The 21,376-nt window shown below is 62.9% G+C and carries 17 protein-coding genes; 5 read left to right on the forward strand and 12 right to left on the reverse strand.

The genetic code is table 11. The annotated features are described in order from the left end of the window. Nucleotides 1–161 precede the first annotated feature (161 nt). Nucleotides 162–3,329, forward strand: coding sequence for a TonB-dependent receptor domain-containing protein (locus tag KK137_RS01680; protein ID WP_214534321.1), 3,168 nt, complete (start codon nt 162–164; stop codon nt 3,327–3,329). 134 nt (nt 3,330–3,463) lie between these two features. Then, nucleotides 3,464–4,402 carry a 2OG-Fe(II) oxygenase gene (locus tag KK137_RS16795; RefSeq protein ID WP_214534322.1) on the forward strand — a complete coding sequence of 313 codons (939 nt, stop codon included), beginning with the start codon at nt 3,464–3,466 and terminating at the stop codon, nt 4,400–4,402. Here KK137_RS16795 and KK137_RS01690 read toward each other — a convergent pair. Both KK137_RS01690 and KK137_RS01695 read right to left on the reverse strand, forming a co-directional pair. Then, nucleotides 4,399–4,986: a hypothetical protein gene (locus KK137_RS01690; RefSeq protein WP_214534323.1), complete on the reverse strand. Its 588-nt coding sequence runs from the start codon at nt 4,984–4,986 to the stop codon at nt 4,399–4,401. The genes KK137_RS16795 and KK137_RS01690 overlap by 4 nt on opposite strands. Before the next feature lie 168 nt (nt 4,987–5,154). After that, complete coding sequence (locus KK137_RS01695; RefSeq protein ID WP_214534324.1) at nt 5,155–5,715, reverse strand: DUF308 domain-containing protein; 561 nt, start codon at nt 5,713–5,715, stop codon at nt 5,155–5,157. A 561-nt stretch (nt 5,716–6,276) separates the two neighbouring features. Here KK137_RS01695 and KK137_RS01700 point away from each other — a divergent pair. After that, nucleotides 6,277–7,833: a tryptophan halogenase family protein gene (locus KK137_RS01700; RefSeq protein ID WP_214534325.1), complete on the forward strand. Its 1,557-nt coding sequence runs from the start codon at nt 6,277–6,279 to the stop codon at nt 7,831–7,833. Nucleotides 7,834–7,848: 15 nt separating this feature from the next. Here KK137_RS01700 and KK137_RS01705 read toward each other — a convergent pair whose 3' ends face one another. After that, nucleotides 7,849–9,054: an alginate export family protein gene (locus KK137_RS01705; RefSeq protein WP_214534326.1), complete on the reverse strand. Its 1,206-nt coding sequence runs from the start codon at nt 9,052–9,054 to the stop codon at nt 7,849–7,851. 80 nt (nt 9,055–9,134) lie between these two features. After that, nucleotides 9,135–10,508 (reverse strand): cation:proton antiporter, encoded by a 1,374-nt coding sequence (locus tag KK137_RS01710; RefSeq protein WP_214534327.1) that lies wholly within the window; start codon nt 10,506–10,508, stop codon nt 9,135–9,137. A 209-nt stretch (nt 10,509–10,717) separates the two neighbouring features. Between KK137_RS01710 and KK137_RS01715 the strand changes: the two genes are divergently transcribed. Both KK137_RS01715 and KK137_RS01720 read left to right on the forward strand, forming a co-directional pair. Further along, entirely contained in the window at nt 10,718–10,963 is a 246-nt protein-coding gene (locus KK137_RS01715) for a type II toxin-antitoxin system Phd/YefM family antitoxin (RefSeq protein WP_214534328.1), read from the forward strand. Beyond that, the gene (locus tag KK137_RS01720; RefSeq protein WP_214534329.1) at nt 10,963–11,454 is read left to right on the forward strand and encodes a PIN domain-containing protein; all 492 of its coding nucleotides are present in this window, start codon (nt 10,963–10,965) and stop codon (nt 11,452–11,454) included. The genes KK137_RS01715 and KK137_RS01720 overlap by 1 nt, the downstream gene beginning before the upstream one ends. Here KK137_RS01720 and KK137_RS01725 read toward each other — a convergent pair. The 8 genes from KK137_RS01725 to KK137_RS01760 form a co-directional block, all read right to left on the reverse strand. Then, nucleotides 11,451–12,815: a PepSY-associated TM helix domain-containing protein gene (locus KK137_RS01725; protein WP_214534330.1), complete on the reverse strand. Its 1,365-nt coding sequence runs from the start codon at nt 12,813–12,815 to the stop codon at nt 11,451–11,453. The two genes, KK137_RS01720 and KK137_RS01725, sit on opposite strands and share 4 nt — an antisense overlap. Next, nucleotides 12,812–15,085, reverse strand: coding sequence for a TonB-dependent receptor (locus tag KK137_RS01730; RefSeq protein WP_214534331.1), 2,274 nt, complete (start codon nt 15,083–15,085; stop codon nt 12,812–12,814). Before KK137_RS01730 ends, KK137_RS01725 begins: the two co-directional genes overlap by 4 nt. 84 nt (nt 15,086–15,169) lie before the next feature. Further along, on the reverse strand, nt 15,170–15,562 hold the full coding sequence (locus tag KK137_RS01735; protein WP_214534332.1) for a DUF2946 family protein: 393 nt from the start codon (nt 15,560–15,562) through the stop codon (nt 15,170–15,172). Nucleotides 15,563–15,786: 224 nt separating this feature from the next. Beyond that, nucleotides 15,787–16,983 carry an ABC transporter permease gene (locus KK137_RS01740; RefSeq protein ID WP_214534333.1) on the reverse strand — a complete coding sequence of 399 codons (1,197 nt, stop codon included), beginning with the start codon at nt 16,981–16,983 and terminating at the stop codon, nt 15,787–15,789. Further along, a complete protein-coding gene (locus KK137_RS01745; RefSeq protein WP_214534334.1) occupies nt 16,983–17,702 on the reverse strand; it encodes an ABC transporter ATP-binding protein in 720 nt (239 codons plus the stop codon). Before KK137_RS01745 ends, KK137_RS01740 begins: the two co-directional genes overlap by 1 nt. Further along, nucleotides 17,699–19,018, reverse strand: a complete 1,320-nt coding sequence (locus KK137_RS01750; protein WP_250893545.1) for an efflux RND transporter periplasmic adaptor subunit — start codon at nt 19,016–19,018, stop codon at nt 17,699–17,701. Before KK137_RS01750 ends, KK137_RS01745 begins: the two co-directional genes overlap by 4 nt. Continuing rightward, nucleotides 19,018–20,394 carry an efflux transporter outer membrane subunit gene (locus KK137_RS01755; RefSeq protein ID WP_250893546.1) on the reverse strand — a complete coding sequence of 459 codons (1,377 nt, stop codon included), beginning with the start codon at nt 20,392–20,394 and terminating at the stop codon, nt 19,018–19,020. Before KK137_RS01755 ends, KK137_RS01750 begins: the two co-directional genes overlap by 1 nt. Before the next feature lie 65 nt (nt 20,395–20,459). Then, nucleotides 20,460–21,056, reverse strand: coding sequence for a TetR/AcrR family transcriptional regulator (locus tag KK137_RS01760; protein WP_214534336.1), 597 nt, complete (start codon nt 21,054–21,056; stop codon nt 20,460–20,462). Between the last annotated feature and the right edge of the window lie 320 nt (nt 21,057–21,376).

A 21,376-nucleotide genomic window follows, 5' to 3' on the forward strand; every position in this document is an offset into this window, starting at 1 on the left:
CGTCAATCGAAACAGTAACCTGCGGGTCACAAGCTCCCTCAGAGAAGCCGTCCACCCCTCCGCGCTATGCGGACTCTACGTATTGTTTCGCAGGATACCAGCGGCCTTTTGGCCCTGTGAGAGCGGACGAATTGGGCCGCCGAAGACAGGGACTGAATACCATGAGGTCATTGCATTCTTTTCTCGCGGGCACGGCAGTTCTGAGCCTGGCCGCACTCGTGTCGCAGCCCGCGTTCGGGCAAGAAATCGACCTGAGCCAGGGTGAGGATGAGGGTGAGGTGATCATCGTAACGGGGTCGCGGATTGGTCGACCAAACCTTGATACACCGGTGCCGGTGACGATCATCAACGGCGAAGACCTTTTTCAGCAAGCGCAGACCAATATCGGCGATACGCTGAATCAACTTCCGCAGTTTCGGTCGACCTATGCCCAGCAGAATCCCGGTCTGGGCATCGGCATTGCAGGGCTCAATCTCCTCGATCTGCGCGGGCTTGGTACCCAGCGCACTCTCGTGTTGGTCAATGGTCGCCGGCATGTGGCCGGTGACCTCAACGAGTATGCCGTTTCCACCGACGTCAATACCATCCCGAACGACCTGATCGAGCGCGTTGACGTTGTGACGGGCGCCAACTCCGCCGTTTACGGATCAGACGCAATCGCGGGGGTGGTCAACTTCATCTTGAAGAAGGACTACGAAGGTCTTCAGGTCCGCGGTAGTGCTGGCATATCCCAGGGTGGATTCGGGGAGAACCAGTACATTTCAACCCTTGGGGGCACGAACTTTGCTGACGGCCGGGGCAACATTACCATTCACGCCGAATTCGCCAATCAGGAGCGTGTCTTCGCTTCCGAGATTGCCGGTTTACGTCGTGCTGACGGCTTAGGTACGGTCGATATTGATCCGCCCGGGCTTGCTAACGGCAGCGATGGCATGCCCGATCGTGTTCTCATTCGCGATCTGCGCAGTGCCTCCATCAATCGCTTCGGTCTCGTTCCGGTCGTTCAGCCAGATGGCGGACTTTGCGGTACTGGGATTAGCAATGGAGTGATCCCTGGCTCGCCCTACAACTGTTCCTATCTCTTTACGCCGGAGGGGGAGATGGTGCCGCAGACCGGCACGCGTTACGGATCGGGAATTATTGGAGGCATCATTGGCGGCAACGGCCAGACGGGCCGTGAGGGGCGGCTCCTGTCAGTCCTGCCGGAGATGCAGCGCTACAACACCAACCTTCTCGCCCACTACGAATTCAGTGAAGCTGCGGACGCGTTCGTCGAAGCAAAATATGTCCGCGTTAACGCGAGGGGGTCCAACGCCGGGGCATCGTTCATCCAAGGGCAGCGCGTCCAATTCGACGAGCGTGAGCGCATCCGGCTCGACAACCCGTTCCTGCGCCCCGAAGATCGCCTGACACTCGCCAACGCGATCCTATCGTCGGGATACGATACGAGCTTTTCGGCGCGTAACGAACTCACTTCAGATCAGATAGCGGGAATTGCAGACGGCAGCTATCGCTTCGTCCTCGGACGGAATCTTCTTGATGTCGGCATCCGAGACGAAGATTTTCAGAGGGATACGTATCGGATCGTCGGTGGTCTTCGCGGGACCTTCAATGATGACTGGCAGTACGAAGTCTCCGCCAACTACGGCAAGATGAAGGAAAAAACCTCTACTTACGGATTCCTTGATCGGCAGCGCTTCATGTTGGCGCTCGATGGAGGTGTCGATCCTGTAAGCGGTCAGATCGTATGCCGCGCGCAATTTGATCCGGCTGCGGCAGTGCCCTATCCCAACACTCCGGAGAACGTCGCACGTCTTGCCGCCGACGTTGCTGCGTGCGTCCCCTACAACCCGTTTGGTGCCGCCGATAACAGTAAGTCGGTCAACTACTTTAGCTACAACGCCCGGCACACGGGCTCGATAGATCAACTGGTCTTCAATGGCTTCGTCACAGGCGATTCCAGCCAAGTATTCGAGCTCCCCGGCGGTCCCATTCGTTTTGCCTTGGGTGCTGAATACAGACGTGAAAATGCGTTCTTCCAGCAGGACCCATTTGTGGAGTCAGGAGCGACCAATGCGGTCGTCATACCGACCTTCGAGCCACCGTCGTTCGTGGTCAAGGAGGCCTTTGGGGAACTCCAACTCCCGATCCTGAGCGACAAGCCTTTCTTCCACGACCTTTCGCTCAATGGCGCCGCTCGCGTTGCCGACTACAAGGGACTTGTCGGCACGGTCTGGGCCTATAACGCGGGCGCGGAATGGGCGCCGGTGCGCGATATACGTTTTCGTGGCGGCTACGGGCGCGCGGTCCGTGCACCGAACGTCGCGGAAAGTGGCTCACCGGTGACGGCGAATTTCGCTCCCGGCTTCCTGGATCCCTGCAATGTCAACAACATCGGTTCGGGTTCGCAGTATCGCGCGACCAATTGCGAAGCTGATCTAGGCTCGCTCCTGGCGAATATCCCGACCGGATCTTATTCGTTGCCCATCTTGAGCGGCAGCAATCCAAACCTGAAGCCCGAGACGTCAGATTCCTGGACGTTTGGTGCGGTGATTCAGCCAGGGTTTGTGCCTGGTCTGTCGCTGACCGTCGACTACTACGACATCGCCGTGAACGGTGTGATCACCTCGCTCACCGCTCAGCAGATAGTCAACGGCTGTTATGACCAGCCGACAATGGACAACCCTCTATGCGCCGTGTTTCAGCGCTACCGAGGAACTGGTGCTGGACCCTTCGGCGAAGTGGCCGGGCAAGTCCTGGGCAATTCGCTCAATTCTGCGCCCTTCAATTTTGCCAGGCGGGTCCGCCGTGGAATCGATTTCGACCTCACTTACGTGACGAGTTTTACCGATGACGCCAGGCTGAAGACACGGTTTCTCTACTCGCATCAGTTGAAGAGCAGCAACTTCCAGAACCCGACAGATTCTAAATTCGAAAATCGTCTCCTAGGTGAATTGGGTGATCCCCAAGATGAGTTCCGGTGGAACGTCGACGTCAGCAGCGGACCTTTCACGCTTGGCTATCAGATGAGCTACATTGGGCCAATGTGGGTCAATTACTTTGAGGATTTCAACAGCTTGCAGGGTCGTCCTCCTCAGGATGCGGACTATGCCGATATCCAGAAGTACCAAGCGGTGTTCTATCACGATATTCGTGTTGATATCGAAGTCGCGAAGGGCGTCGGCGGTGGCGACCTGAAGTACTATCTCGGCGTCGATAACTTCCTCAACACGCGTCCGCCGCTTGGTTCGACGGCCACCGGGGCAGGCAGTGCGATTTACGATTTCCGGGGCCGCACATTCTATACCGGCTTCAAGGCGACCTTCTAACGTCTGACAGAAAAGAGGGGGGGCGGGGATCATCCGGCCCCCTTCCTTTTGAGATGATCAGTGAACGGACAGGCCCGGTGAAAAATTACTCTGCCGCGGTAGCGCAAGGTGCAGACCTTCTTGCGGTCGGTTCGGTGAAGGAAGCGGTCGGGCTCGTGGCGGCGGCTGCGCGGCGCGGTGACGTTCATGCGATGCACCAACTCGCACTCTGGCACGTCTATGGTGAGCCGCTTTCACGCGATTTCGGCGTCGCACGCCGGCTTTTCGAGCTTGCGGGAACTTCCGGTCACTCCGCTTCCGCGATCATCCACGCCGTTTTCGTCGCTCTCGGCGCGGGCGGGCTTCCACCAGACTGGTCGCGCGCTGTCGACTTGTTACGCGCTGCCGCCAGGACCGATCGGGCTGCCGCCGCCCAAATCTCATTGCTGGACGCAATGCCACTCACCAGGATCGGCACGCCGAAGTTCGTACCAGAGGTTAGGCCCCTCTCGCGGCGTCCTCACGTTGAAGTAATTCGCAACCTCTTCAGTAATGTGGAGTGCGCGCATGTCGCGTCACTTGCTCAGCCGCGCCTCGCGCCGTCTGTCGTCGTAGATTCCACAACGGGGCGAATGATGCAGCACCCCATCCGCACCTCGGATGGAGCGGTGCTGGGACCCATACAGCAAGACCTCGTGATTGAAGCGCTAAACCGTCGGATTGCGACCGTGACCCGCACATCGCCAGAGCAGGGCGAGCCGCTTGGGGTCCTGCGTTACGCGCCCGGGCAGCAATACCGGCTCCATCATGACTGCTTGCCGGGCGAGTCCAATCAGCGCGTTCTTACCGTGATTGTCTACCTCAATGATGGCTATGCGGGCGGGAGAACTCGTTTCCCCGGCGCAGACATTGAGTTCAAAGGAAGAGTCGGCGATGCCATCGTCATCGCGAACACTGTTGGTGATTTGGTCGACCAGGCAAGTCGCCATGCCGGCTTGCCCGTCGAGACAGGCGAGAAGTGGGTCTGTACCCGCTGGATTAGAGCTCGTGACTTCGATCCTTGGGGCATGCGAGCTACGAAACCGAACCTCTAAAACACATTCCGCGCACAGAGCACGTCCGCGACCACGGTGCGTCCGCCGATGTTGTCGAGGGCCTGGCTGCGCGAGATGATCCAGCCGACCGAGCGACAGAACTGGTTCGCTTGGGTGCGGGCGCAGCTCGAGTTGTTGCACGGAATGCGCTCGCCGTTGCGCAACGGGGCGGGGAAGAATTCGGCGGTAGCTCCACGCAACGAATTGCCGACGCCGGTGCCGAAGCCGCCGGTTGGACGCATCGACTGGATAGTGCGGAACTGGTTGGGGATTGTCGGCAAGTCGCGGTCGATCGTGCGGCAGGTGCCGGTGAAGTTGCGGCCAGTGCAGATCTGCCATTCGCCGCTGCGCACACGAATTGAACGGATGTCCCAACCGGGCCGCAAGTCAGGGGTGGACGCTCTCACTGACAGGAACGGCCCGCTGAAGAAGGTGTCGCGATGGACGATCGCCTCGAGCCCGCCTTGCTGCGGCGGGCGGTTGCGCATCTCTTCCGGCGTTTGCAGCGGCTCCACTTGTTGCTGGGCGCTCGCGGCCGGTAGCATGACCAACATCGCAAGTAGGGTTCCAACAACGACGCGCATAGCCCGCTCCTTCCCTTAACCGGTGCGGCGAAGTCCGCACAAACACTCGGCTTTCCCGAGTTATTCGACGCGGAAATAGGGCACCTGAAGAGGCGCGCTGTCTATCGGGGTTTCCCCGGTCTTTTGCGCAAGTGAGAACCGGCGGGCCCGCGGCCACTGAGCCGGGTTTCAGCCGCCCGGGGTCAGCCCGAGCGCTTCCTTGTGTTCTTCGTTGTCCTTGTCCCGGAAAGCGAAAGCGCCAAGGAACGCTGCGTCTGCGATCAGTTCCAGCCCCAGAACGACGCCAAGGAAGCCATCCGATACCGCGGCCCAGTTGAATAGCACGACCAGGCCCATCACGATCGAGAGAACGCCCGAACCCAGGAAGGCGGGAAAGTAGCGCGATTTACGCACCTCCGCGATCGAAGCCAGCTTGGCGATGCCGCCGCCGACCAGCAGCAGCGAGAGAATGAAGGATACGTCCACAGGCCCGACTGTGCGCGGGTCGCCCAGTTTCATGCTGAGCCCGGCATAGACCAGGAACACGCCCACCAGCCCCGGCAGGATCATTGTAATGGGGCGCCGCCGCTTTCGAAAGATCACGCCGAGCAGGTAAATCGCCCCCGCCCCAAGCAGCAACCAGGGAACGACACCGAACACAAGGCCGGTTACGGTTACCGGGTTGAACAGCACATAAAGCCCAAGTGCGGCCATAACGCCGGCCAGCACCGTTTGCACCTTCCAGTTCATGCGGCGCATCCTCTTGCTGTAGTTCACAATAATGCCGTGAATCAGCCGTTTGCGCAAGCGATGAGCGAATCAGAAGGGCGCTCGGGCAAAATTCGATATTGGCCCAAGCAATGGAATGCCCAAGTCAAACTCAAACCGAACTTAATCAACAGTTAAATTGGTCAGAAAATCGTGCCCTTTAAGTGAAATTACCTAATGATTTTCCAACATCAGATATTATTAACCATCTCATGAACACCGAAAATAGATATTCATTCAATCCAGAAGTTCACAGAATTCTCGAGTCCAGAAGGCGCGGCCTTGGTCAGAACTGGATCATAGTAAAGCGTGAAACAGTGTTTGCCCGTGCCGGTGACGGTAGGGAGCCAGAGGCTAATAGTGCTGGCGCAAGCTTCTTTGTTGGTCGGCGGATTGGGTCTGGTGCCCACTAAAGACTTTGCGGCAGGGTCGGTATCGATGCCTGATCTCAGCAATCCCGGCATTGCTTGCTTGCAAGTCCTGCGAGGATAAGCGCCGACGATTGCTTGTCGCCACGAACGCGGCAAGTCTATGTCTAGCCCAATGGCAGAGCGCTCGATCCTTGTCGTGGGCGGCGGAACCGCGGGGTGGCTGACGGCAGCCTATCTGGCGCGGTTCTTCGATGTGGCGCGCAATCCGCGGATTCGGGTCACCGTGCTGGAGTCGCCGGAGATCGGAATCATCGGCGTCGGCGAGGGCACTTTCCCGACGATCCGAAACACCCTGCGTTATATCGGCATCGATGAATCCCAATTCGTCCGCACGACATCCGCCACCTTCAAGCAAGGCATTCGCTTCGATAACTGGGTGCAGACACCTGCGGCCGGGCGGGAGGAACACTTCCTCCATCCCTTCGAGGCTCCATTCCATGCCGAGGGCTACAGCCTGGTCTCCTACTGGCTGCTGCAGGATGAGCGGACTCGCGTTCCGTTCGCAGAAGCAATGTCGATCCAGAACCGCGTGGCTGAGGCAGGACGGGCCCCCAAGGGTGCGGACGAGGGCGATTTCGCCGGTCCGCTCAACTACGCCTATCATTTCGATGCGGCGCGAGTCGCCGAGGTACTCTCGGATCACGCTCGCGCCTCAGGCGTGCATCACCTGCAAGGCCTGATGACCGGGGTGGAGCTCGATCCCGAGACCGGCGCGATCGATCATGTCGTGACGCGCGAGCACGGCAACCTGAAGGCCGACCTTTATGTCGACTGTTCCGGTTTTCGAGCCGAGCTCATCGATGGGGCGCTGGGCGTGCCGTTCAAGGAAGTGGGCGACGTGCTGTTCACTGACCGGGCGCTCGCCTGCAAGTTGCCCTATGACCAAGAGGGCTCGCCGCTGCGGAGCTACACAGTCGCTTCCGCTCACGAGGCCGGATGGATCTGGGACATCGGCCTTTCGGGCGCGCATGGAGTTGGGTGCGTCTATTCCAGCGCGCACATGTCGGATGACGCCGCCGCTCGGACCTTGGAGCGATATACCGGTGGCCGCAGTCTTGAGGTGAGCTCACGACAGATTCCATTCCGCGCTGGTTATCGCACCCGTCCGTGGGAGAAGAATTGCGTCGCCGTCGGGTTGGCCGGAGGGTTTCTCGAACCGCTGGAATCGACCGGCGTAGTGATGATCGAGGCCGCAGCGGCGATGATAGCGGAGCTGTTTCCGCACTATGGCCCTGCCGATGGACCAGCCCGGCGTTTCAACGAACTGATGGTTGCCCGCTACGAGAGCATCATCAAGTTCCTCAAGCTCCACTACTGCCTAAGCCAACGAGTCGAGCCGTTCTGGCGCGACAACACCGCGGCCTCGTCGATACCCGACCAGTTGCGGGATCTGCTCGAACAGTGGAGCTATCGCCCGCCGAGCCGGTTCGACTTCGTGCTCGATCACGAAAGCTTCGCGTTCTTCAACTACCAGTACATTCTCTACGGCATGGGTTTTCGCACCGACCTATCGCCGGTCCGGGACGAGTTTCCGCACACCGACGAGGCGGAGAAAATCTTCGAGCGTATCCGTCATTTCGGTGATCTTGCGGCGCGCGATCTGCCATCGCACCGGGCGCTGATCGAACGAATTCAGGCCGGCGAGCCCGCCGCGACTGTGGGTTCCTGACGGCCCGACGGCTCGTCACACGGCCCATTCCAGCGTCAGCCACAGCTTGTCCGTGTCGGTCGCGAGAGTGTCCGCGCGATAACCGGCGTAGCGGAGGGAGGCGCCGAACGGACCGTGACGGGCGCTCAGCACCAGGTCCAGCTCATGGCCATACCGGCGGTCGAGGCGATCGCTGTCGAAGCGGTGCCAGGTGGCGGCGAGATTGATGGCCTGTAACGGACCGACCTTTTTCAAGGTGTGGCCGACCGTGGCGTAGAGATCGTGCAGCCCATCGGGCGGAATGGTGCTGAACTTCCCGGCCCAGCCGTTCCACCTGAAGAAGGACGCAAGCGGTGTCTGGACGCTGGTGAGCGGAGTCCCGTCATCGGCTCCAAGCACTTCGTAGCCGAGTGAGGCATTGAAGCCGCTGTAGTTGAGGGTGGCTTCCCCCAACCAGTATTCTGCGGAATAGTCGTTGGGGTTGCGATGGTAGTCGCTTTGCCGGGCCCAGCTGGCGGTGTAGCCAAGCTTAGCGCCCGCCGCGATGTCGAGGCTGCCGTTTAGGCGTACGCCGTAAGTCTGGCTTGAGAGCCTGAAGCCCTGAACGGCGACATCGTCCTGATCGACGAGGTAGGCGAAGCCGGCGAGCGTACCGATATCGGACCGGTACCCCAACAGAGCGAAGATGTTGTCGCCATCGATGGCGCTCGGCCGCGCGCCGGCGCCGCGCGATCCGTTCACGGTCCGGACACTGCCAGCGTAAGTCAGGTCCGCGCTGAGGCGGCCTCTGGTCCATTGCACCCGCAGCGCGTCGAAAGTCTGTTCATTCTGGCGGAACGCGGCGGGGCCGACAAAGCGCTGATCGGCAAGTTCGATCCGCTGGCGCCCGGCGGTCGCTGTCATCCCGCTCAAACTGGAGTAGCGTATCTGCGCCCGGTTGATCTCAAGGTTGCTCGGATCGGCGACCAGCGGAAACTGCGTCTTGCCGTTGAGGCCGTCGTTGTATCCGGTCGAGAGTGCCACGGTCGCTTCCGCCTCGACCAGCGCCGACCATTCACCACTCTTTGCTGTTAGGCCGGGCCGCGCTCTGAGGGTCAGGGCGTCGGCATCCCCCGGCAGGCCGTCCTGCTCGACATTCTCGTAACGCAACCGAGCATCGACAGAGGGCGTCAATTGCAGGTCTTCAGCCTGCACAGCCGTAGCGCACAATGCGACAGCGGGCACCAGCGGCCAGAGTTTCATGAAGGATCCCCCAAAAAAGAGGCCCCGCTCCCAAGGGCGTGCAGGAGCGGGGCCTTCGGACGTGAGCCTCGTAGAGGCCCCTAGGCGGCGCTGGGCGCTGCCTCGCCTTGAATGGCGCCGAGTTCGCCGCTTTCGCGGGCCTTCTTGCCGTAGACCGCCTCGAACAGGGGACCGGCCATCATCGTCGTGACGATCGCCATAAGCACCATCATCGAAAACAGCGCCGGGCCGATCACGCCCTGTTGCAGGCCAATGTTGATGATGATCAGCTCCATCAAGCCGCGCGAGTTCATCAGCGCGCCGATGCCGAGCGCAGTGCGGTTGTCCTCGCCCGAAAGCCGCGCCGCGGCCCAGCAGGCGCCGAACTTGGCCAGGATCGACACCACAAGGATGCCGAGGGCAATCGCCAGCAGCTCGACCGAGTTGACCATGTCCATCCGGGTGTTGAGTCCGGAGTAGGTGAAGAACATCGGCAGCAACACAACGACAGCGAAGGGTTCGACCTTGCGCCGAAGCTCCTCCACGAACTTTCCGCGCGGCATGCAGGCTCCAAGCAGGAAGCCGCCGAACACCGCATGCAGGCCGGCTGCATCCATCAGGAAGGCCGAGAGGCAGAACAGGCACAAGGTGATGCCGAGCACGGTGTTGCTCATCTCGCCGCTTCTCTCGACCGCGCGGCCAAGCGGGGCGAGGAGGCGCTTGCCGAAGAAAAACAGGAAAGCGGCATAGGCCAGGCCACTGAAGATGGCGAGCAAGGCGACTCCCGCTCCGGCCCCGAAAGTGGCGAGCACGATCGCGAGCACGCACCAGGACATCGCATCGTCGAACGCCCCGGCCGTTAGCGACAGGGTACCGAGGGAGGTGTTGGCCAGTCCGCGCTCGTTGATGATGCGGGCCAGCATCGGGAAGGCGGTCAGCGCGATGCAGGCGCCCATGAAGAGCGTGGCGTTGAAGCGGCTGATCCCTTCGGCGAACAGGCCCGGGATATCGAGCAGGAAGGGGGTGATCAGGAACGCCATCAGAAACGGAGTGGCGATCCCCGCGATCGAAACACCCACCGCGCTCCTGGCCTTGGTCTGGAAGTGATCGAGCCGCAGCGTCGCACCGACCAGGAACATGTACAGGCCCACGCCGAACTGGGCCCCGGCATAGAGGACGCTCTTCGTTTCCTTGGGAAAGATGGCGGCTTGCAAATCCGGGAAAAAGAGCCCGAGCAGGGAGGGGCCCAGAACGACGCCGGCGATCATCTCGCCGACGACTTGCGGTTGAGCGAGCAGCTTCTGTCCCAACCAGCCGACAATGCGGCAGGTGGCGATGATAATCGCCAGTTGCAGAAAGAAGCGGATTGAAAAGTCGGTTGGCGAAAAGCTCGCCTCGGCTTGAACGGCGGGTCCGTGTGCGTTGAACACGTCAGCTGCTGCCGCAAGAAACTGACTCACCAAGTCGGTAGCCATGATTTTTCCCCCAGGTCCCAGTCCCCGTCTGTGCGGGATAAGGGAAGAGCATCGAATCCGCGGGACGGCTGCAACCTAAAATCGATCAGCCGATTGTCGATTTTCAGCCATCCGGTCCGACTTGTTGCCATGGCGCTACATTGTAGTAATGTACCTACATGGGAGCGGTACCATTTTTGGCGCTTCAGGCTCGAAATTGGGGGCCCTGCATGAAGATCGTCACGGCGCGGGAATTCAATCAAGACATCAGCAAGGCGAAGCGATTCGCGGTTAGTGAGCCCGTATTCGTGACCGATCGGGGGCGCCCGACCCATGTGCTTTTAAGCATCGGCGCCTACCGGAAACTCAGTGGCGACCGGCAGAGTATCCTCGACCTGATCGGGGCGGACCCTGATAGCGCTCCCGTGGCGCCGCTGGATCCGCAGGCAGACCTGGGCGGCAAGGCCGCGCGCTGATGTTTCTTCTCGATACTAAGATGCTGCTCGACCTGCGTGAGGCTCGCCGGTCCGGAGGCGAACCGGCTTTGGTGGCTTGGGCAGAGCGCACCTCTGCGCAACAGATGTTCTTGTCGGCGCTCTCGCTGCTGGAACTGGAGAACGCCGTGGCGGTAACCGCGCGGCGCGGAAAGGATGCCGGTCTAGCATGGCGTGACTGGCTCGACCGACAAGTCGCGCAGGCTTTCGAGGGGCGCATCCTTGCGATCGACGCAGCCGTCGTCCGACGGCGCGCGCAAATTCCCTATGCGGAGGATCGCGAAGGACTCCTTGCCGCTACCGCGCTGGTTCACAACCTCACGCTCGTCACCAGTGAGCCGCGGACGTATCGCGCCGGGCGGGTCAAGGTTATGGATCCGGCGCGTTTCGAGCCGGACAGCGAGCACGACACCGATTGGCGCGAAGCTTCCAGGTCGGGCGCGGCTTGGCTGCGGAACTTGCTGATCCGCTAACGCCGTATCCCAGCCCAGTTCGCCGCGCCCGGTGCCACGCGAGGCAGAACCCGCCCCGCAAACGCCACCAGGGCCAGCGTCAGTCCGAACAGAGGCATCAGCAGGGCGAGACCCACGGTAGCGCCGACCAGCGCCCAGCTGTGCCGGAGAGGGGCGCTGGCGGGCGGGGTGCCCAGCTTGCCCGCGGGCCGCCTTCGCCACCACAGGACGACGCTGGATAGCGCCAGCGTCACGAGGCCGAGCAGGATCGCCAGGTTGAGCAGTTGATTGGCGAGGCCGAGCCAGGCGCCTTCGTGCACCGCGACGCCATAACCAACGACGCGGTCGATCCAGTGGCGCTGGTCGAACGTCTGGCGGCCGATCAAAGCCCCGCTGTCGTCCAGCTCCGCTTCGCCGCGTTCGGGCCGGTTGGCGGCTTGCGACTGCGCCAGCCAGTAGCCGTTTGGAGCCGTGGGCGGGCTGATCTCCACCGGTGCGGCAAGACCTAGCTCAGCCGCCTGCGGGATCACATGGTTGAGCGCCCGGTCGGTCGGTTTCTCATGTACCATGGTCACGCCGTGATGCCCGGCATGTTCGTCGAGCATCGCGCGGGCGCCCATGTCGAGCTGCGCGCGGGCGGCGGCGTCGGCCTCCGATCCGCTCGACCAATCCTGCTTTAGCGCAGACGTGCCGGTAACCGCGCGCACTTCGCGCAAGTAGGCGCTCCAGTTGGTCGCCCAGGGCAAACCCGATGCAATCAGGAATACGGCCCCGATCGAGACCCACAGGCCGGTGACCGCGTGGATGTCCCGCCAGAACACACGCTTGCCACGGCGCAGGCGCGGCCAAACCACGCCTGCAAGACCAGCCCCTCCGCGCGGCCACCACAGGAACAGGCCGGTGAGGATCATCACAATCGTCCAGCACGCGGCGATTTCGACCAGCGCCGAGCCCCACTTGCCCGCCAGCAGCTCGCCATGAAGCCGGAACACGACGCGCATCAGGCGGTCCTCTTCCGCGACCTTGTGGAGCACCTCGCCGCTCTGCGGGTGGACCCAGACGCGGGTCTCTCGCTCTCCCGCCCCAACGAGGAGCTGAACGGCGTCGGCCGGGTCTTCCGGAAGCACGTACTTGTGCAGCACCGAGCCAGGGACTGCCGCAGTGCCTGCCTCTACGATCCGAGCGGGAGTGAGCAGCGGACCGCTCTCCACCACCACGCCGCGATAGGGAGCGTAGAGCAGGCTCTCGATCTGCGGCTTGAACAGGTAGATCCCGCCCGTGACCGAAAGCCAAAGGATGAAGGGCACGCAGAACAGGCCGGCGTAGAAATGCCAGCGCCAGACCGCGAGATACCAGCGCTCGTAGCGAGGGGCGGTGCTCATAGCGTCCACCCCGCTTCGATGGTGAAGCTGCGTTGCGGGTAGGGGTGGTAAACCCAGGCCTTGTTGTTGGTGATGTTGTCGATCCCGGCACTGAAGCGGAAGTGGTCGGTTGCCCGCCAGTTCACCCGCGCATCGAGGACGAACAGCTCGGACGTGTAGCCGAAGGTGTCGCCGCGCTGGAGACCGAACAAGTCGGTGTTGGGACGCGAGGCATAACGCATTCCGACCGACGCGAGGACGTCGGCCGTGATCGCGTAACGGGCGTTGGCGTTGATGCGCCAGCGCGGGATGCGTGGGAATTGCACACCCTCGGCCGACGGGGCGCTGTCGTTGCGTACGGTCTCGGAATCGATCCAGGCCACGTTGGCGTCGATGTCGAGCCCGGAGAGCCCCACATCGCGGGCTTCGGCGATAAGCTCGGCGCCATATTGCCGGGTCAGGTCGATGTTCTTGTAGTTGGAGGTTGTAACCCCGTTCTGGTTGAAGCCGACGAAGCTGAAGATCGTATCCTGCACCCGTTGCCAGAACAGCGAGCCGGTGAGCTTAAGCACGCCGAAGTCGCGCGCGACCAGCAGGTTGGCGTCGCGCGAGCGTTCGGGCTTCAGGTTCGGGTCGAAGCTGTCGGGATTGAAGCTCCCGTCGCCATTGAGGCTGCCCTGAAAGAGCTCCCCCACGGTCGGGAAGCGCGTCGCCTCGGCCAGGGTGAGTTGTACGCTGGTGGCGCCATTGCGCCATTCGAGCGAAGCCTTGGGATCGAACGCGCTATCGCCTCGCGCGGCGTAGGTGTTGAATACCGGCTGCGTGTTGGTGCCAAGCCGGCCGAGGCCGCCGTCGAACGCCCGCCAATCTTCGTATCGCGCTCCTAAGGTGAGCGTCCACTGGCTCAGGATGTAGCGGCCCTCGGCCCAGCCGGAGAGAAGGCGGGTCTTGCCAAAGGTCTGCGACGAGAACGTCGCGCCCGCATCGTCGCGCCAGTTCGGCAAGGCGTAGTTGGTCAGGTCGGTGCGATAGAGATTCCCGGTTGCGCCGGCCGCCAGCTCAAAGTCGCCCCATCGGCCCTCGAACGTGAGGTCGCCGGTGTACCAGCCGGTCGGTCCTTGCCGGGCGAGAGTTCCGGGGCCGTCGTCCTCCCCGGCGGCGTAGCTGGCCGAGGTGAAACCGTCGGAGCGGGCGATCTGATAGGTCGAGACGTTGAATGACGCCGTGACCGCGTCACTCAACGGAGCGGCGAGCTTCAGGCCCGCGAGATACTCGTCGCGCACGGTTTGCGACCAGCGCGCTCCGCTGGCGTTCCAGGCCGTGCCGAGCGTCGTGACCCGCCCTTCGCATACGGGGTCGCCGGCCGGGTTGCGTAAGTAACAGTCGGGCGCCTCCTGCCGGTCGACGTTGTGCCAATAGGCGAACAGCGCCTCGCCGGTAACGGCACTGCCGTCATAGCCGAGCCGGAGCTTTGCCTGGTCCTGCGTGATCGCGGCGGGCGATTGCGCGGCGAAGATCGGGTTGCTCGCGGTGCCCGGAGCGTTGGGGATCGCCTGGCCGGCGTCGACGATCGCGCCGGTGACGGGAGTACCCTGCGCTGTGCCGATCGCAGGGGCGAGCCCGTACCAGCTCATCGGCTGGCCATCGTTGCGGAAGTGACGGGCAGAGAGACGCGCGGACCAGGGCCCGTCCTTCTGCCGCCAGCCGAGCCCGGCCTCTCCCGACCAGCCGAGATAAGTGTCGTGCGTAGCATACTGATCGTAAGGCTGGGCAAAGCCCTGCACCGTAGCGAAGGCTTCGGTCCGTTCGGGCGCACGGGTTGTGATGTTGACGATCCCGCCCATCGAGTTGCCCGAATAGCGCGACGAGTATGGGCCATAGACGATGTCGAACTGCTCGACCTCGCCCGGGCCGACCACACCCCACTTCGGTGCGAAGTTGAACGAGTTGCCGAGGAAATTAGAAACGACGAAACCGTCGACCATCACCAGTGCGCGGGCGCTCTGGCTCGAGTGGGTGCCGCGGAAGCCGGGCACTCCGTTGGAATCGCCCGCGTAGCGTTTGCGTACGAAGAAGTCGGGCGCGTACTTCATCAGGTCTTCGACATTCTGGGCGTTTATGCCGTCGAACTGCTCGTGGCCGAGGCTGACCGAAAGCCCTCTGGGATCGATCGAGATCGGCGCGTCACGCTGGCCGACGACCAGGATCAGCTGGCTCTCGGTGTCCTCGGCATGGGCAGGAATGGCGGCTAGGGATAGCGCTGCGGCGAGCGCGATGCGGGAAACGGACACGGGGATCTACCTGAACATCGCGCCGGGTGAGGGCGCGTGATGAAGGAATGCCGCGGCATGGTTGCTGCGGCGGCCATCAAAGGATCAGGCGGTGCGGGGTGGCGCTCTCGAAGGGGGCCGGATACCGGCCGGCTGGCTCAGCAGCGCCGCATGGTAAGGCGCGAAGCCCAGCGCGATCAGGAAGGCAAGCGCGGTGGCGAGCAGGATCGGGTCCGCGCCGCCGAGCATGCCTTGGCCGAGTGTGCCGAAGGCGCAAGAAGGAGCGGTGTCGCCGGCCTTCTTGTCCTGCTTGCCCTTGATCGGAATCTCGACCGTCGCGGCCGAATGTCCGGTGGGCGAGCAGATCGACACCGTCAGCGTCTTGCCGGTATCGACCATGTAACCCTGTGGGATCGCCCAACGCGGCGCGAGCGCGGCTGCCAGCAGGAGCAGGGCCAGCCACCAACGCGTATGCAGGAAGGATCGCAGGGATTGCACGGGCGGCGCACTAGGCCATCGTGTGGGGAAAAGGAAGCGCCACGTCCGGCCGTCTTGGGGAGGCAGTCCGGACGTGGCGCGAGGTATGGAAGATCTTCACGCCGCGGAGTTGACGGCGTGACAGCTCAACCCGCGCCTGTCCTTGTAGGCCTCCCCTGTCGAGAGGGGAGTTAATTACCGTAATTCCTTCGTTACATGCCGTTACATCGATTGGATGAGGCCGGTCATTCGTGCCGCAGCGCCTCGATCGGATCGAGCTTCGAGGCCCTTCGCGCCGGGAAGTAGCCGAAGATGATTCCGATCAGGGCCGAGATCACGAAGCTGAGAACGTTGATGAACGGGTCGAATACGTAGGCGATGCCCAGCGCGGTCGAGAGACCGAACGAGAGCGCGAAGCCTAGCAGAATGCCGACGATCCCGCCGAAGCAGCACAGCACGACCGCTTCGGTCAGGAACTGCAACTGCACTTCTCGCGCCAGCGCACCGATGGCGAGGCGGATGCCGATCTCCCGCGTTCGCTCGGTCACCGACACGAGCATGATGTTCATGATCCCGACGCCGCCTACGATCAGGCTGATTGCGGCGATCGCGGCGACCATGACTGTCATCGTGCCGACTGTGGCGGCAACCGTCTCGTTGATCTGCGCCGTATCGACGATATCGAAGTCGTTCTGCTGTCCTTCCAGCAGCACCCGGCGCTCGCGCATCAGCTTGACGATGGCGTTGATCATCGTCTTGCTGTCGTAGGAGGCGTCGTAGGCGACGACCATGTAGCCGATGTTGTCATCGCCGGTGAAACGGCGCTGCACGTTGGTCAGCGGCATGAAGATCGAGTTGTCGTCATCCCCACCGCCGCCGACACTGCCGCGCGTGGCGAAGACCCCGATCACTTGGCAGGACACGTCGTTAAGGCGCATGCGCTCGCCGACGGGGCTCTGGTTGGCGAGGAAGATTTCGTCGCGCACGGTCGGGCCGATGATGCAGACGTTAGCGCCCGCAGTTTGCTCGGCGGCAGTGAAGCGGCGGCCTTCCTCGATCTCGATCCCGCGCGCGTCGAGGAACTCGTTGCCGACGCCCTCGACCTTGGTCTGCCAGTCCTGGCCGTTGTGGATCGCGGAGACATTGCGTTCGACCTGACCCGCGACGAAGTTCACCCCCGCCACCTGTTCGCGCACGGCCTGCACGTCGCGCTCGTCGAACGGACGGATCTGGCCGCGGTCGGTCTGGATCGGGAAGACGAAGAACACGTTGGAACCGAGCGAGCTGATCTGCTCTTCGATGTCGGCAGTGACGCCCTTGCCCAGGGTCACCATAGTGATAACCGCGCCCACGCCGATGATGATGCCGAGCGTCGTCAGGAAGCTGCGCAGGATGTGGCGGCGGATCTCGCGGAACGCGAGGAGAAGCGTGGTGCCGAACATCAGTTCGCCTCCACCGGCGCACCCTGGCGGTGGTTGGCCTCGATCCGCTCGACCAGCCCGTCCTTGAAGTGGACAACGGTCTTTGCATAAGCCGCCATCTCGGCCTCGTGAGTGACCATCAGGATGGTGATGCCCGTGGCGTTGAGTTCGGTGAGGAATTCCATGATTTCGATTGAGCGTTCGGAGTCGAGGTTGCCGGTCGGCTCGTCCGCCAGCAGCACTTCGGGATCGGTTACCAGCGCGCGGGCGATGGCAACGCGCTGCTGCTGGCCGCCGGAAAGCTCGGCCGGAGTGTGGTCGGCCCAGGGCCCCAGGCCGACGCGGTCGAGCGCACGCATCGCGGCCTCGCGCCGTTGTTCCTTGCGCTCACCGCGATAGAGCAGCGGCAGCTCGACGTTTTCGAGCGCGCTGGTACGGGCGAGCAGGTTGAAGCCCTGGAACACGAACCCGAGGTACCTGCGGCGCAGGAGTGAGCGCTGGTCATTGGTCAGCGACTGCACCTCGGTCCCCAGGAACTTGAACACCCCCGAAGTCGGCGAGTCCAGGCAGCCGAGGATATTCATCGTGGTGGACTTGCCCGAGCCCGAGGGTCCCATGACCGCGACGAAATCGCCGCGCTCGATGGTCAGGTCGACCCCTTTCAGGGCCTGGAACGCAGCGATCCCTTGGCCGAAGGTCTTGGTTATCCCCTTCAGTTCGATGATCGCCTGTCCCGTCACTTCTTGTCCGCCTTGAGCGAGGTCACGACCGTCATGCCGGGCTTCAGCTCGTTCGAGGTGACGACCGTGAAGCGGCCGTCGCTCTGGCCGGTGACGACCTCGATCGGTTTGAGCGTGCCATCGGCCTGCAGGATGTGCACGGTCTGGCGGCTGCCGCGGCCGATCGTGGCGCGCTCTTCCTCGCGTTCGAGGCCGAAGTCGTCGCCGTTGTTGAGCTGGACGCCGCCGGTGGCCTCTGCCTTCGGGGGCTCGAACCGCAGGGCGCCGTTGGGAACGAGCATGCGCTTGCCGGTCTGCTGGGTGGCGATGTTGGCCGTGGCCGTCATGCCCGGGCGCAGGAGGCCGTTGGCGTTGTCGACCGTGAGCCGTGCTTCGTAGCTGATGACGGCATTGCCTTGCTGGCCCTGCTGCTGTTGCTGGCTGGACTGCGCGGTGTTGTTCGACGCCAGGTTCACGCGTTCGACCGTCGCCGGGAATTGGCGGCCGGGATAGGCGTCGACGGTGAAGGTGGCCTTCTGGCCCTGCTTCACTTCACCGACGTCCGCTTCGTCGACCGAGACGCGCAGCTGCATTTGCGACAGGTCTTCGGCGAGGACGAACAGGGTCGGCGTGTTGAAGCTGGCCGCCACGGTCTGACCGGGTTCGACCTGGCGGGCCAGGACCACGCCCGAGACGGGAGAGCGGATCAGCGCCCGGTCGCGGTTGGTCAGGCTCGAAGAAAGCTGCGCCTGGGCCGAGGTGACATTGGCCTGCGCGGAATTGAGCGAGGCCTTGCTGCGGGCGACATTGGCCTCGGCAGCTTCCATCTCGGTCTTCGAGGGGACCTTGCCGTCCGACAGGCGATAGACGTCCTGCAGGCGCGCCAGCTGGGCGCTATCGACGTCAAGCGTCGCGCGGGCCTGGGCGACCTGGGCGCGCGAGGCCTGGAGATTGGCCTGGCTCTGCTTGATCTGGTCCTCGATCACGTCGGTATTGATCTGCGCCAGGACCTGGCCGCGCGACACGCGGTCGTTCACGTCGACGTAGACCCGGTCGATGCGGCCCGAGACTTCGGAGCCGACCTCAACCTGGTTGGTGGGGCGCAGGTTACCAGTTGCCGTCACCTCGATGTCGAGGGAGCGTTCGACAACTTTCTCGGTGATATACTCGGGCTTCTTCTCGTCGCGGTTGACGAAGTAGAGCGCCACCAGCAGCACGATCACGCCTGGGATCCAGAACTTGGCCCAACGACGCCAACGGGGGCGTTCGGTCGTTCCGAGGAATTCGTCCACTGACATCGTGGCCCCGGCCGTCGGATTTGCGGTCATTTCGGTCATCATTGGATCCTGTCACTGACGGGCAGCGGATATTCCCTGGGCGACCAGCCACCGCCGAGCGCCTGGGTCAGGCGCACGAAAGCGCTCGCCCGCTCGGCCTGCGAAGCGACTTCCGCGTTGCGGGCGGTGCGTAGCTGTAGCTCAGAAGTTAGCAAGTTCTGAAAATCGGTCAGGCCGGCCTGGTACTGGCTGCGGGCGAGGATGGCCGAATTGTTTGCGGCGTCCACGGCTTCCCCGAAGATCACCACCCGTTCGCGCGACTTCTCGAGATCGACGGCCGAACTCTCCACGTCCTCCAGCGCGCCGAGGATCGACAGCCGCCAGGCTGCGAGCGAGCCTTCCGCGGCGGCTTTGGAACTGTCGATCTGCGACTGGGTGCGGCCGCCGTCGAAGATCAACTGGCTGACCGAACCGAACAGGCCTCCCGAAACCAAATCGAACAAGTTGCCGAAGCCGATGGCCGAAGACGATATCGTGCCGCCGAGCTGGATCAGCGGATAGAGTTGCGCCTTGGCGCCTTCGATGCGGGCGGTGCTGGCGACCAGATTGGCCTCCGCCTGGCGCACGTCGGGCCGGCGGCGCAGGACCTCGGCCGGTGCCTCGAAACCCGCCAAATCGGGCGGGACAGGGACGAAGTCGGAGTCCACGAGCAACTGCAGAACCCGGCCCGGCGGTTCACCGATAAGGGTCGAGATAGCGTTGGCCGTCGCGGCGAGGCTGCTTTCAAGTTGCGGGATGCTGGCTGCCGTTGCGGCTCGCTGGCTCCGGGCTTGTTCGACATCGAGCGTAGAGACGAGCCCCGCCTGGGCCCGCCAGCGGGCGATTTGCAGGTTGTCATCCTGCGATTGAAGGCTGTCGCGCGCGATCGCGAGCTGCATTGCCGTCGCTCGCGCCGAGATGGTCGCGAGGGCAACTTGGCCGGTGATCAGGCGCTCGAGATCGGCGAGCGAGTAACCCGCAGCCGCGAGGTCTGCCTCGGACGCGGCCACGTCAGCGCCGATGCGACCGAACAGGTCAATCTCCCACGAAGCGTCCGCCCCGATCGAGTAAGCGCTCGCGTCGGGCAAGCCGTCGTTGAAATTACGCCGCCCCGATCCGCTTGCCGAAACGTAGGGGAAGTAGCTGGATCGCGAGCCTGCTAACTGCGCGCGAGCTTGTTCAAGCCGTGCCGCGCTCTGTGCGAGGTCGAGGTTGTTGGCGACGGCCGCCTCGACGAACTGGGTCAGGAGCGGATCGTCGAGAAGCTGCCAATATTGCGAGAGGTCGAGCGAGGCCTGGCCGTGCTCGGTCTCGACCCAGTTTTGTGGCACAGAAATGCCAGCCTCGGGCGAAGCGATGTCCGGCCGGGCGCAGCTGGCGAGGGCCAGCGAACTCATCGCCACCGTCAGCAAAGCGGCAGTCCTGCGCGGACGGAGACGGAAAGAGCTTCGAGACAAGCGGGTCATGATCCTCTGGTTTCCGGTTCTGATGGCCGCCGGCCGATGCCGTTGAGCGCAATGTCCACGATCGCCGCCGGATCGCCAATGGGCCGGTCGGTGAGCATCGGGTGTGTCATCGCCAGAACCAGCCCGTGGAGATGCCGGGCGGCGTCCTCTGGGGCGATCCGCAGCCGATCCGCATGGGGCCGGAGCAGCGCGGCGACGGCTTCGTACCCGAGCTTGCGTTGTTCCTGGAACTTTTCCTTGTCGGTCCCCTCTGGCTGATGGAATCCGACGGCGGCAATGAGCGCGAGGACCCGCTTGATCCGCCTTTGCAGCGAAGTGACGAGTTGGACGAGGCATGATTCGAGGTCGCCACCGCAATCGATCCCCGCCAGTTCCGCGCGCGCCGCCTCCTGGTCGAAGGCGTCCGCGAAGATCGCGTCGATGATCGCGTCCTTAGTCGGGAAGACCCGAAAGATCGTGCCTTCCGCAATTCCCGCAGCCTCGGCGATTTCCCGGGTACTGACAGCCCCACCCTTGGCGATCAGCAGTCGCTCCGTCACCGCTACGATTGCGGCGCGCCGTTCGGCAGCTGGAAGGGGCGAAGCGCGGTTCATGCTCGGAAGGATAGTGAGTGAGCGCTCACTCATCAAGCGGTTTATGCAGCGACGCGGGCCCAAAGGGCTACGGCGAATTTGATGCACTCCCCTCGTGGGTTCGCTCACCGCGCCAATCGTCACAGCCAATGCCCCCATCAACCTGTCTTGCTGTATTAATACACATCAGCAGAAGCAAGAACCAGTCGGATTTTGTCGCAATCGACCAGTGGCCCACCGTTGCCGACAAGCAGCATACCCTCGATCAAGGATTAGTGGTCTCAGAGCCGGGAATCTTACGCGCCCATCGGTATTCACCTCCTCAAAGTTGTTGCGCTCTG

The organism is Croceibacterium selenioxidans, from assembly GCF_018599195.1.
Classification (GTDB): domain Bacteria; phylum Pseudomonadota; class Alphaproteobacteria; order Sphingomonadales; family Sphingomonadaceae; genus Croceibacterium_A; species Croceibacterium_A selenioxidans.

What these genes read in the sequence shown, in the direction of transcription:
- KK137_RS01680 (WP_214534321.1), top strand. Translation starts at nt 162, where the DNA reads ATGAGGTCATTGCATTCTTTTCTCGCGGGCACGGCAGTTCTGAGCCTG.
- KK137_RS01690 (WP_214534323.1), bottom strand. Translation starts at nt 4,986, where the DNA reads ATGCGCGTCGTTGTTGGAACCCTACTTGCGATGTTGGTCATGCTACCG.
- KK137_RS01695 (WP_214534324.1), bottom strand. Translation starts at nt 5,715, where the DNA reads ATGAACTGGAAGGTGCAAACGGTGCTGGCCGGCGTTATGGCCGCACTT.
- KK137_RS01700 (WP_214534325.1), top strand. Translation starts at nt 6,277, where the DNA reads ATGGCAGAGCGCTCGATCCTTGTCGTGGGCGGCGGAACCGCGGGGTGG.
- KK137_RS01705 (WP_214534326.1), bottom strand. Translation starts at nt 9,054, where the DNA reads ATGAAACTCTGGCCGCTGGTGCCCGCTGTCGCATTGTGCGCTACGGCT.
- KK137_RS01710 (WP_214534327.1), bottom strand. Translation starts at nt 10,508, where the DNA reads ATGGCTACCGACTTGGTGAGTCAGTTTCTTGCGGCAGCAGCTGACGTG.
- KK137_RS01715 (WP_214534328.1), top strand. Translation starts at nt 10,718, where the DNA reads ATGAAGATCGTCACGGCGCGGGAATTCAATCAAGACATCAGCAAGGCG.
- KK137_RS01720 (WP_214534329.1), top strand. Translation starts at nt 10,963, where the DNA reads ATGTTTCTTCTCGATACTAAGATGCTGCTCGACCTGCGTGAGGCTCGC.
- KK137_RS01725 (WP_214534330.1), bottom strand. Translation starts at nt 12,815, where the DNA reads ATGAGCACCGCCCCTCGCTACGAGCGCTGGTATCTCGCGGTCTGGCGC.
- KK137_RS01740 (WP_214534333.1), bottom strand. Translation starts at nt 16,983, where the DNA reads ATGTTCGGCACCACGCTTCTCCTCGCGTTCCGCGAGATCCGCCGCCAC.
- KK137_RS01750 (WP_250893545.1), bottom strand. Translation starts at nt 19,018, where the DNA reads ATGACCGAAATGACCGCAAATCCGACGGCCGGGGCCACGATGTCAGTG.
- KK137_RS01755 (WP_250893546.1), bottom strand. Translation starts at nt 20,394, where the DNA reads ATGAGTTCGCTGGCCCTCGCCAGCTGCGCCCGGCCGGACATCGCTTCG.
- KK137_RS01760 (WP_214534336.1), bottom strand. Translation starts at nt 21,056, where the DNA reads ATGAACCGCGCTTCGCCCCTTCCAGCTGCCGAACGGCGCGCCGCAATC.